11 protein-coding genes are annotated in these 11,700 nt (G+C 47.3%); 4 read left to right on the top strand and 7 right to left on the bottom strand.

All coding sequences use genetic code 11. From position 1 onward, the window contains the following. Window positions 1-92: 92 nt before the first annotated feature. Both ACJJIV_RS18875 and ACJJIV_RS18870 read right to left on the bottom strand, forming a co-directional pair. On the bottom strand, window positions 93-1,481 hold the full coding sequence (locus tag ACJJIV_RS18875; RefSeq protein ID WP_444889950.1) for an MFS transporter: 1,389 nt from the start codon (window positions 1,479-1,481) through the stop codon (window positions 93-95). An 88-nt stretch (window positions 1,482-1,569) separates the two neighbouring features. Then, a complete protein-coding gene (locus ACJJIV_RS18870; protein ID WP_444889949.1) occupies window positions 1,570-2,952 on the bottom strand; it encodes an MFS transporter in 1,383 nt (460 codons plus the stop codon). 250 nt (window positions 2,953-3,202) lie between these two features. On the opposite strand from ACJJIV_RS18870, the gene ACJJIV_RS18865 reads away from it, so the two are divergent. Beyond that, window positions 3,203-3,715: a DUF4174 domain-containing protein gene (locus ACJJIV_RS18865; protein WP_444889948.1), complete on the top strand. Its 513-nt coding sequence runs from the start codon at window positions 3,203-3,205 to the stop codon at window positions 3,713-3,715. Between the two features lie 229 nt (window positions 3,716-3,944). Here the strand turns inward: ACJJIV_RS18865 and ACJJIV_RS18860 are convergent, their stop codons facing one another. Beyond that, window positions 3,945-5,183 carry an alkylhydroperoxidase-related (seleno)protein gene (locus ACJJIV_RS18860; protein ID WP_444889947.1) on the bottom strand — a complete coding sequence of 413 codons (1,239 nt, stop codon included), beginning with the start codon at window positions 5,181-5,183 and terminating at the stop codon, window positions 3,945-3,947. 244 nt (window positions 5,184-5,427) lie between these two features. Between ACJJIV_RS18860 and ACJJIV_RS18855 the strand changes: the two genes are divergently transcribed. After that, window positions 5,428-6,069, top strand: a complete 642-nt coding sequence (locus ACJJIV_RS18855; RefSeq protein WP_444889946.1) for an NAD-dependent epimerase/dehydratase family protein — start codon at window positions 5,428-5,430, stop codon at window positions 6,067-6,069. Between the two features lie 263 nt (window positions 6,070-6,332). Next, window positions 6,333-6,917 (top strand): exopolysaccharide biosynthesis protein, encoded by a 585-nt coding sequence (locus tag ACJJIV_RS18850; RefSeq protein ID WP_444886578.1) that lies wholly within the window; start codon window positions 6,333-6,335, stop codon window positions 6,915-6,917. Window positions 6,918-6,949: 32 nt separating this feature from the next. Here the strand turns inward: ACJJIV_RS18850 and ACJJIV_RS18845 are convergent, their stop codons facing one another. The 3 genes from ACJJIV_RS18845 to ACJJIV_RS18835 all read right to left on the bottom strand — a co-directional run bounded on the left by ACJJIV_RS18845 (window position 6,950) and on the right by ACJJIV_RS18835 (window position 9,478). Next, on the bottom strand, window positions 6,950-7,549 hold the full coding sequence (locus ACJJIV_RS18845; RefSeq protein ID WP_444889945.1) for a CPBP family intramembrane glutamic endopeptidase: 600 nt from the start codon (window positions 7,547-7,549) through the stop codon (window positions 6,950-6,952). Window positions 7,550-7,643: 94 nt separating this feature from the next. Beyond that, window positions 7,644-8,165 carry a GDYXXLXY domain-containing protein gene (locus ACJJIV_RS18840; protein ID WP_444889944.1) on the bottom strand — a complete coding sequence of 174 codons (522 nt, stop codon included), beginning with the start codon at window positions 8,163-8,165 and terminating at the stop codon, window positions 7,644-7,646. Then, window positions 8,162-9,478, bottom strand: coding sequence for a DUF2157 domain-containing protein (locus tag ACJJIV_RS18835; protein ID WP_444889943.1), 1,317 nt, complete (start codon window positions 9,476-9,478; stop codon window positions 8,162-8,164). The genes ACJJIV_RS18840 and ACJJIV_RS18835 overlap by 4 nt, the downstream gene beginning before the upstream one ends. Before the next feature lie 246 nt (window positions 9,479-9,724). Between ACJJIV_RS18835 and ahpC the strand changes: the two genes are divergently transcribed. Continuing rightward, the gene (ahpC, locus tag ACJJIV_RS18830) at window positions 9,725-10,291 is read left to right on the top strand and encodes an alkyl hydroperoxide reductase subunit C (protein ID WP_252082162.1); all 567 of its coding nucleotides are present in this window, start codon (window positions 9,725-9,727) and stop codon (window positions 10,289-10,291) included. A 173-nt stretch (window positions 10,292-10,464) separates the two neighbouring features. Here ahpC and ACJJIV_RS18825 read toward each other — a convergent pair whose 3' ends face one another. After that, window positions 10,465-11,517 (bottom strand): Gfo/Idh/MocA family protein, encoded by a 1,053-nt coding sequence (locus ACJJIV_RS18825; RefSeq protein ID WP_444889942.1) that lies wholly within the window; start codon window positions 11,515-11,517, stop codon window positions 10,465-10,467. Window positions 11,518-11,700: the final 183 nt, after the last annotated feature.

Below are 11,700 nucleotides of genomic sequence, written 5' to 3'. Positions count from 1 at the left end.
TCTCAAATCGAACTCAACACATTATCAAACCATGCTCCTGATCACATTTACAAACCCAACATAGGATCTTTTAAAACGATTAAGTTTCATTATTACTGCCGTCTCGAGAAGGCTTTTGGTAACTGCCCGGGAAGAAAGAAAACAGCAATCACAAACGCACTAAGAGCAAAATAAGCATTTACCGTATAGGCCCAACCAATACCACTCACCACATCTGGCGCAAAACCTACAATAGCCGCATTGATTCCCAAGCCCAAGGCACCTCCTGCAATCTTGAACATATAAAGAATCGCACTCGCCAAGCTTGAGCGCGCAGAATCTACAACTGATATCGCAGCGGTAGTCACCGCCGGATTGAACAAGCCAATACCAATCCCCAAAATAATCAATCCGGGTATAAGTTCAAGATATTCTGTTTCTTTTTTCAAATAAGATAATGAAAATATTCCAGCGCCTTTGCAGACAAGTCCCCCACATATCAACAACTTGGCCCCCAGCTGTTTATGCAGAACACCTGATAGATAGGAGGTCAGGGCAAAGGTTGCCATAATGGGGATCATTCCTATACCAGACTGAACTGCCGTAAACCCCAGATATTCAATTAAAAACTGGGGCAAAAACAAAATAACGGCAAAAAACATCACTGCCGATAAAAGAGTAACCAAACTTACAAGGGAAAATATTTTATTAGAGACAATATCAGCAGGAATTAATGCAACCTCTTGATTGCGCTTTTCCACAATAATAAACAAGCAGATGAAAACTAAGAATAGCATTATCAGATAGATCACCAATGGATCCCTGAAACCAATTTCGGCAGCCAAATTCAAAGAAATCAAAAGACTGAACAGAGAAATACTCAACGTCAAAACCCCCAGGTAATCTATCTTCTCCCGTGAAATTTTGGGAACATCATCTGGAACAGACTTCCAACAAAAACAAATTATGGTAATCGCAAGAGGAATATTTATAAAAAAAATCCACCTCCAACTTAAATATTCAGCCAACACCCCTCCAGCCACAGGCCCAACAATATTTGCCACCCCCAATACTGCCATCAAGCCCCCACCAACCTGCCCAGCATACTCTTTGGGAACCAGACCATAGGTCATACCTATAATAGAGGGCCACATTAACGCTGCACCTATCCCCATCAGACAGCGGACTACCAGTAACATGGCCATATCAATAGCGAGGCCACCAATTAATGAGCAGAGAGCAAAAATAGCCGTTCCCACCATAAATGCACGTTTTCTGCCATAGATATCCGCTATGCGACCGCCAGTGACCACCAAAATACCAAAGACAAGTACATAACCATTAATCACCCATTGCGAAGTGGTGATATCAAATCCAAACTCACGCTGTATAGCTGGCAACGCAGGGGAGAAGGCGCTCATATCAATCGCGATCATAAATAAGGCTAGAGCGGCAGCAAATAAGCCATAAGCCAGCCCTCTGGAAATTTGCAGCTGACTCACCACTGTAAATCCCTCAGCAATTCTGCAAGCCAATCGGATAGATTCGCAGCTTCCTTCACTTTCATCACATGGTCTTGCACTTCAGTGACTACCCGCCTTCCCGCTCTGGAATTCTAGGGGCGCTCATAAACATGAACGCAACAACAAAGCCCACAAAAGCAAAGCAGGCGTTAACCTCAAATGCCAAGCTAATACCCGATGTGATATCTGGAGAGAAACCCAATATTGCCGCATTTACACCAAGCCCTACCGCTCCACCGGTAATTTTGAGCATATAGATAATGGCACTTGCTAAACTAGCGCGGTTGGGATTTACAACCGCAATAACCATTGTGGTTGTCGAGGGGTTAAACAGCCCCAGGCCAGCGCCTAATATAATCAGCCCTAAGATGTAGTTATACCCTTCTCCCAGTCTGGACAAGTAAAACATCCCCAGACTCATGCCCAAAATTCCAACACATACCAATATTTTCCCTCCGGTACGCAAATATAATTTACCTGCAATAAAGGACATCATGCCAAAAGCAACCATCATGGGTACCAGGGACAAGCCGGACTGAATAGTAGAGAAACCCCGCACATTGGTTAAGTATTGTGGCAAATACAGGATCACGGAAAAAAAAGTTACGGAGGTAAAAAGGGTAACAGCTCCTGCGGCAAAGAATCGCTTATTCTTAATGATATCCTGAGGTATCAGGGCGAAATCTCGCTCTTTTGTTTCAATCAGTACAAAAGCAACCGTAAACAGAAGAAAGGAGGTTAATAACCCCACTACCAAGGGATTCATAAAGCCATTTTCAGAAGCGAAATTTAAGGCCAAGAGAAAACTTAACAAAGAACCCGTAAGGGTCAAAACCCCAAAATAGTCAATTTTTTCGTTTGGGTCATAAGGTGTATCTATCGGGATATATTTCCAGCACATATAGACCGCCGCAGTAGCGATGGGCAAGTTGAAAAAGAATAGCCAGCGCCAACTCAGTAGATCTGCCAACACTCCCCCCACTACTGGCCCCAAAGTATTGGCAAGACCGCAGATGGCCATAATTAATCCGCCGGTTTCCCCTGCGCGTTCTTCTGGCATAAGGTTGTAAGCCATCCCCAGAATTGATGGCCACATTAAGGCGGCCCCAATACCCATTGCAGCCCTGGCAGCCAACAGCATTGGAACATTTACAGCTAGCCCTCCGAGTAGGGAAAAGATAAGGAATATACACGCACCAATGATGAAGGTACGGCGCCGCCCAATAATGTCGGCAATACGGCCACCGGTAACAACCATTACCCCAAAAACTAGCCCATAGCCATTAATTACCCACTGTGAAGTGGTAATATTCATATTCATCTCCCTTTCTATGGCGGGAATCGCCGGGGAGAATGCACTGATATCAATGGCAATGATAAATAGGGCAACATAAATGGCCAATAGGCCTAAACGGTTTGACTGCTGGGTATGCTCCTGCATATGTGCCATAAATGGTACCAGCTTCAGAAACTCCAATTTGATTGTTAGGCCAGGGGAGTTCGACCACACCATGCAATACGCTAATCTATCGCAGATTCGATTTTTTATCCTAAAACCTGATTACAAAAACCGGTAAGCTTGAAAGGGTCACCCAAAACCGTTTCTTTTGGAGTGCCACAAAGGGTACTACTTAAGCTTAGTTGAGTTTACTCAGCTAAACTCCAATGTATTTAGCAATCTAAATAGCAGAGTTGTGATAATGCGTATACTATTTTTCTTGCTATTACTTATTCAATCCTTACAGCTTGCCGCTGAAGAAACAGCTATAAGTAATCTCAAAGATTTCCAATGGAAAAATCGTATTTTACTGCTAGCAAACCCACCAAAGCCCCCTGAAACCCTAGAGTCACTGCTCAAGCTGGGGCCACAATTTGCTGAGAGGCAACTTCTTTGGTTTTTATTTTCAGGTGACCAAATTGAAACGAATTATGCAGGAAAAATTACCGGGGATTTTGGTAAAAATATTCGCGATGAATATTTCAAGGGAAATAGTGAACAAGTTGTGCTAATTGGCAAGGATGGCAGAGAAAAATATCGTACAGTTACCTTTTCCCCAGTAGAAATTTTTCAGCGCATAGACCGTATGCCTATGCGCAAGCAGGAGATGCAGGGCAGCCATCAGCCCAGTGAAGTACTTTTGGAGAAATGTACTGTATCTGTTGGCTCATTAAATTTTGCACCAAGATTCACCAGAAGGTTTTGCCAGGAATGATTACACTCAATTTCTCTGTGGTGCACCTTGCTTTATATTTACTGCACCAAACCTGGAGAGGACCTTTAAAACCACTATTGAAGCGGGTCCATCAAGATCCATACTATACCGATAACGATTATAACGGTAGACGCTTCATCCTCATTGGCATATGGGCTTTTCTAGCCCACCATAGGCATTTTATCAATTGAATCTGGCTCACTATTCCAATGGGAGAGTAGCTTGCTACTTAAGCCCTATCCCTGGCTCTTTTCCCCACCATTTTAAACAAAATCGGGCGAACCTTGGCAAACAGCCACCCCAATGCCTTACCCCCGGCCGTCGTCTCACTTGCCTGGGCATATGTATCCAGCGCCAGTTGACTTTGTGCCTGCTGACTTAACAGATCCACTTCTTTATCTAGCTCTATTCCTGTGGCGCTGGCAATACGATTCATACGATGGAAACTGCCAATTAGCGCGGCCGTATCCACCAGTGCAGAATCACCATGCTCCCTGGATAACTTCTCCCTGGCGAGGACAAGTTGCTGATTATCATCCCCCATAGCAGCGTCCACAAAACCAATAAGCTCCGCATACTCCCCGGAGATTCCCCCATTACCAGGCCTATTATTTTCACTAGCTGCCGCTCTTTCCGAAGTGAGCAAGTTGGTGATATCTTGCTGCTTACCCTGCACCTCTCCGCTTACTTGCAGCAACATTGCGTGAGATGCCGAACAATAGAAACACTCGTTATTCATCGACACCCTGGTAGCGACTAACTCAATTTCTATACGAGATAGCGCACGATCGTGACTCTCACCTACCTGCATGACCTCAGAGGGTAAAAAGTAATAACGATTCTCCATATAGCGCTGACAACGCACCGCCTCTGGTACCAAACTCAAAGCTCTAAGCACATTAGTGGGCTTGGGGACATCCCTATATAAATCTTGCTCCTCCTCGGCACACTGGCCCTTGCCGATCATTGGCACCCAGGCTGCACCCTCTTCCAGGCCTTCGGGAATATATTGCGATGGCGATTCATTCACTAAAGTTTGAATTTCTGGCAATGCCTCCAAAGGTAAACCCAGTGCCCGATGGAAGGTATCCACATTCATGACAAATACAACTACAGCGACCAACTCCACATACTGTCCCTTAGAGATTTCTGAGGGTACTAGCCCTTTAAACCACTCTTCACTTAAGCGGGAGGAGTCTGTCACTATACGGTGAACTGTATCGACAATAACTTCAGAAAGTTCCGAATTAGATTCATGCCGCCCCTCCACCTGATAAGGTGAAAGTGCTTTCTTCCGCTCTCGGCAAAATGCACATTCATGTGCTGCACGCACCTCTCTGGCAATGGCAAGGTGCTGCTGGGCAGACCACCAATTACCGGTCTCCCCAATAAACTGCCAGGCTTTTAAATTTGCCTCACGTAGACCTTCACGAATAGGCAACTTCTGTTTCGAGTAATCAAATAGCATTGTTCAATCCAACTCCCTAAAAGGGTTGATACCCTCACCAACAATTACGAAGGAGATTAATACGTAATAAGTAAACATTTCTACATTTATTTTTGGAATTATTTTTTTAAATAAATCGCCCATTTATTTAAAAAAATAGTCGGAAAATTTACAGCGGGGAAAGGGACCAATACACTTGACAACCCCACCCCTAAATAGTGGATCATCAGCTAAATGGCAAATGAATGAATCGGAAATCTTTCTAATGAAGGCAATTATTATCGGTGCAACGGGACTGATTGGCAGTGAACTGGTTGAACTGCTGGCAAAGGAATCCGCTATCGATGAGATAATCACTCTTACCCGCCGAAATCTCCCTATTCGCCACCCCAAGGTACGCAATGAAATTGTGGACTTTGAACACCTGGCAGACTTTGCAGACTTATTCCGTGGTGACTTGCTTTTTTCCTGCCTTGGCACTACCAAAAAACAAGCCGGCAGCCTGGAGCAACAACATAAGGTGGATGTGGAGTATCAATACCAGGCGGCAAAGCTCGCCGCGGATAATGGGGTGTCGCATTACCTGCTGGTATCCTCTAGCGGTGCCAATACCAAAAGTGGCAATGCCTACTTGCAAATGAAGGGGGAACTTGAACAGAAGGTTTTATCTTTGCCCTTTGCACGAACCAGTATCTTTCGCCCTTCCCTACTTTTAGGTGAGCGGGGCGATTCCCGTCCAGCAGAGAAAATTGGCGCCATATTATTACCCTGGATCTGCCGACTCCCCGGACTACAGCGTTATCGCCCAATCGAGGGTGCTCAGGTAGCGGCAAAGATGGTGAGAGAGAGCCTTAAAGGGGGCAAAGGCCAAGAAACCTTCACTCTGGATGAATTGTTTTCCAACTAGCGCCTTTTTGGGCTGGCGCTTGAGGCTTTGGCGGCACAGACTATCTCTATAGGATTCCCTTTGCGGTGAACGCCATGCTGTTGTTTGTGCACTATTTATCTAGACTGCTCCTGTCTTTAGCCCCCTCCCTGCTGCTTATCTACGTAGCCTATCACCGGTATAAGCGCCAGTATGGAAGATCCCAGATGGAAGATCCCGGATGGAAGATCCCGACTCACCGTTCTTGTCCGATCAATCAGTAATGGGCATTGAAGCCTAAGCCTATGCCCCAGGAATTTACCGGCCTATGCCAGCTGCTGGAACACATAGAAGCCAGCTGCCAGCATACTGAACGGGTCTCCCTAGAGTTGGTAATAGATGCCGTAGGGCTCGGTTCTTATGCGCCCTTTCTGCTGGTGGTGGGATTGATTCTATTTTCTCCCCTAAGCGGCGTGCCCGGCATATCTACCTCCATGGCAGCATTACTCCTACTAGTGGCCATTCAGCTGCTACTGGGGCGCAAACATGTGTGGCTGCCCCAGTGGCTATTAAACCGTTCGATTTCCAAGAAGAAGCTCACCCGAGCATTGCACTGGTTGAGGCGACCGGCAGAGTTTGCCGATCGCTGGATGCAGCCACGCCTGCATTTTCTGGTAAAGCGCAGTGGTACCTATGCTATTGCCACTACTTGCTCACTTATCGCCCTGACAATGCCGCTGATGGAACTGGTGCCCTTTTCGGCCACTACAGCCGGCTTCGCCCTCACTATTTTTGGGCTGGCCTTGGTGGCTCACGATGGCTTGCTAGCGCTGATCGGCTTTACCATGACCGCCCTACTAACCCTACTACTAGCGCATACCCTGCTTTAAGGCTGACGCACTCAGCCACTAAAATGCGTCTGTTACTTGACCAGCCAACGGTCCGCACCCAGTACTTTCGGGTAATAGGCAAGTGTGGCCAGGGCAAAAAAATCGTAGAGGGCATGCCAGACAACCACCCCCAATAGGCTGCCGCTGGCTTGGTAGACAAAACCAAGGATTAAGCCAAATGCGAAAATTAGCAGCACATAGATCAGCGAAGCCCAGTGAAGAAGGGCAAAAACGAAAGAAGCTCCGAGCAACCCCAGCAGCGGGGAGCTCAGTTGCGACAGCCAGGTTTGCAGAAAGCCACGAAATAACAACTCCTCACAAACACCTGCGGCGAGAGACAACAGTACCACCTGGGCCAAGGGCATTTTGCAGAAAATTGGCGCCAGCTGGGCACAGTACCAACGCAGAGTACGCCCCACGCGATGATGGGCGCGGGTCAATGCCACAACCACAGCAAAGCTAAACAGTGCGCCCAAGACTCCCCAGGCAATAGAACTCCACGGGTCGCCTCTTGCTGGTGATAGCGTCACATCGGAAAGCCAAAGTCCGATCACTGCCAACAACAGGCAAGCCCCCTGCACCCACATCATGGTGCTGAAGATATTTATCTGGCGCTTTTTTCCCTGTGACATAGATTCTGACTCCATTCTTTAGAGCTGTTTTTTTCCCTCGACTCTTGGCCCAATACAGCCTCGCGTTACAACTCCAGAGCATAAAGTGAGTGACTCAGCCGCCCCCTATTACACTCTTGAGGCTCACCTGACCACTGGGCGCTACCATAAGCTCGGCAATCCCACCATCGCGTAATTCCCGCTCCAACTGCAGGGCCTTTTCTTTGGGGGCAAAGTAGGCCTCTATACCGTACTTGATGCGGTAAAATTGCTCTGCACTCCAAGGATTAGCACCGGCAATCCGCCCCTTAATAAATATCCCCTCGATCGGTTTTTCCAGGCTCGCCGCAGAAAATTCATAAAGCCCTGAGGGGGATTTTTTCAAGGAGACATACACCACCTCCCCCTCTCGTATAGGGCGCTCTCCCGTTAAGGCTGACTTGGCAATACGGGAAAAGTCGTAATTCAAGCGCGCATAGTTGCCGCGAAACAGGGAGCGGGGGTCTACCGGTATCGTTTTTACCCGGATTGGCTCTCCAGTCCAAAGCGGCACCTGTGCCTTTACATACATGCCTACCAGAATCAAAAACTGTGCAGCTATCGCCATACCCAAGGCAAAAGTCAGTCCCTTTTTCATTGTGCTCCCTCCCTGCCCTGGTGGTACTTCCAGTACTTAGCGGCGCCCAATAACAGGCCCGCAAATAAAATAAAGATCAGCGAAGCCCCCAGGTAATCACCGATCAGATCGATATAACGCAGCAATGCAGTGATCAGTATCGACATCACCCCAAGGAAGAAATAATGGGAAATACCATCGTGAATACCCCGGTAAATTAACCAGCTACCACAGCCAATAAGGGCGAAATTGGTAGCCACTTGCAAATACATCGCCAAGTCTTGGTTATCACTGCTGCTGACAGTGATGAGGGCACCAATAAAGAACGCATAGAGCAAACCACTCGATATCAAGTGCCTGGCCGGCAGTGCCAACAGCAGAGTAACATTGGCCATCACGGCCACCACCAGCCACATAGACAACCGGTGTTGCCAATCGGCCTCGATCAACGCCTCCCAAGGCTGTGCGAAGCTGAATACCAACAGGCTGGCCAGGGCAAAACGCAGACACCACACCGAGATCACCGCAGCGTAGTCCTTGGCCACCGGCGAAGCCCTCAGCGCCAGCCAATGACTAAAGGTATACAGCAGAATAAACAGGGAGACCGCCACCGCCAGATTCTCTGAATAAAATTCCAGCCCCCCGCCCAGCTGCTCGCCACGCCAGAATTCCGATAGCGAGAATTCGATCCAGAAGCCGATGCTCACCACAAGCAGCAGCATAAGAATGGTGCTCGCTCGCCCACGTAAAAGTACATAGAGAGATAGCGCTATAAAGAGCGGGAAGAGCGCCGGGTAATAGCCCATGCTCACCTGTAAAAAGAACCACAGCAGTGCCAGCACATTAGCCTGAATGGCCAGCCAAGGGCTGCGGGTAATCAAGGCAAATGGTAAACAACCCAGTGCCCACCAAAAGATTCCATCGGGCATATGCTCACCCAGATGGTAGATTTGTGCGATCAGGATTATCGCGGCACCAAAAAAGAAGTTCCCCAGCAGAAAGAGCCCTTCGCCGGCACGGCGGCCCCCTGTGCAATAAGCTCGCAAGGCAACACACTGAGTGACCAGCGTGAGCGCAATCAAACCGCCCATACGCGCAGCACGGGGAATTTCCTCCCAGTTGGCGCCAATCAGGGTGATCAGTGCGAGTGCGATAAATAGATAAGCGAGCCCCACTAACACGTTGTAGCCCAGTGAGCGCTGCCGGGCACTGCGATAATCCACCTGGTAGCGGGCGCAGATTAGCTCTGCCTGTGCCTCGCTAATCACCCCGTCATCGACCCAATCCTCGGCTTCACGCGCCAAGTCATATTTCAATAAGCGTATCAATCGCATACCACTGTCCTGCGGCCAAATATCCATTGCGGCGCTGTTCAGCGCCCGCTGTAAGTCTTTGGAGTATCTCTGATGTCGTCTCCATCCACAATCTAATAACCAAGCCGGTCAAGCCCCAGGACAGCAAAATAGCGACAAGCTATCTGACACATTTAAATTGTTAATTTTTATCAAAATGAAACCACCAATAGTATTAAGCCCATAGAAATTACTGACACAACGCGGTATTCACTTAAGGAGTTACCCATGTCCCGTTACATCGAATCCGAACTTAAACCCTTCAACGCCAAAGCCTACCAAAATGGCGAGTTTCACGACGTCAGCGATGCCGATGTCAAAGGCAAGTGGGCGGTATTCTTCTTTTACCCCGCCGACTTCACCTTTGTTTGCCCCACCGAGCTGGGCGATCTGGCCGACAACTATGAAGAGTTCAAGAAGTTGGGAGTGGAGATTTACTCCGTATCCACCGATACCCACTTCACCCATAAAGCGTGGCACGATTCCTCTGAAACCATCGGTAAGATCCAGTACCCGATGATTGGTGATCCCACCGGCACTATCACCCGCAACTTCAGCGTAATGATTGAGGAAGAAGGTATCGCAGACCGCGGCACCTTTGTGATCGACCCGGAAGGCCGTATTCAGATCGTTGAGATCACTGCAGGTGGTATTGGCCGCGACGCCAACGAACTGCTACGTAAAATCAAGGCCGCCCAGTACGTTGCCGAACACCCCGGTGAGGTATGCCCGGCCAAGTGGAAGGAAGGCGAGGAAACCTTAGCCCCGTCTCTCGACCTGGTAGGTAAGATTTAAGTTTTCCCAAGCCCTCACAGGATTGGAACTGGCTTTGCCCACTCTTTGGTGGGCATTGTCATTTATAAATTCTGACAAACTGATCCGAACAAATTCAATAGAGTAAGCATTACCACTGATTTCTTTTCAGAAAAAGCTCACCTGATCATCACAAATTTGAGTGCAGTAAGAATCTAGTTCTCCCTACTTTTGATGATACGATCGCACTCAGATAATAACTGAATAGCCAATAATGATTCATCCATAGGAGCTTGAGGGCATTCAGTGCGTCCTGCAGCAAGACACCGTTGTACAGCGGCAGCCTCATAAATCAGCCCTTCAGAGCATGGAAAGATAAATTTTCCGGGAATACTAGGCAGACGAAAGTCCTGTGTTTCAATAGTATTATCAGGATTTCGGCGACTCCCGCCATACTTAATTATCGAAACACACGTTGGAGTATGTGCTGGAGAGTGCAACTTAATTCTACCCTCCGACCCATAAATATCGGTTTCCTCCGCACCTTCATATAAAATACTCCATTCTGAGATTGCGGATAAAGATCCTTCAAAACGAGCGTACAGCATACCTGCGGCAACTTGCCCAAAACCATAACCATCAATTATTCCTGCGCACACAGTCTCTTTAATATTTTCTCCACAAATCATTAAAGATTGATGAACAGGATAGACACCGGCATCGAAGATACCCCCTGTTCTCCAGGTTGGTGACTCCAAGCCTTCATCACTCTTCATATCAAAACTAAAATCCGCCCTAACTTGTTGAACCTCTCCAATTTCACCTTTTTTAATTAATTCCCGACAGTATTCAACTGCAGGAAAGAAGCGCATCCACATAGCCTCACTACAAAAAAGATCTTTATCGCTAGCCAAAATTTTAATTTTAACAATATCATCTACTGAAAGGGCGATTGGCTTTTCGATGAATACATGCTTTCCGGCATTTAGGGCAAGTAAAGCATGCTCAGCATGAAACTCTGTTGTTGTTGCTATATAAACAATATCTACAAGAGGGTCATTTAATAAGTGGGCATAATCCCCATAATATCTTTTAGCCCCATGCGATGTTGCAAATGCCTGCGCACGACTAATATCTCGTGCTGCAACTGCATAGAGTTGGGCTGACTCAAGAAAATTTAGCACCAAGGCAAAGTCATTTGCAATTTTCCCACAACCTATAAAACCCCACCTATACACCCGATCATTTCTCACTGGTAAATTATCCATAGGCATTACAACCATACCCGACTCGGATGTATATAGGCCCACTGGGTTAATCTCCAATAAGTTGTTAAACACCAGTGTAATGAAAAAAGTTAGGTTTACCGCCAAATAAACGCTGCGGAGTTATAAATTGAACCAACCAAACATTTTGACCGACCAGTCATTTGCGATCTGGAAAAGTGACAA

The organism is Microbulbifer mixtoriginis (SeqCode) (genome assembly GCF_052466765.1).
The sequence above is the reverse complement of the archived record's forward strand: the minus strand, read 5'-3'. Positions and strand labels throughout refer to the sequence as shown.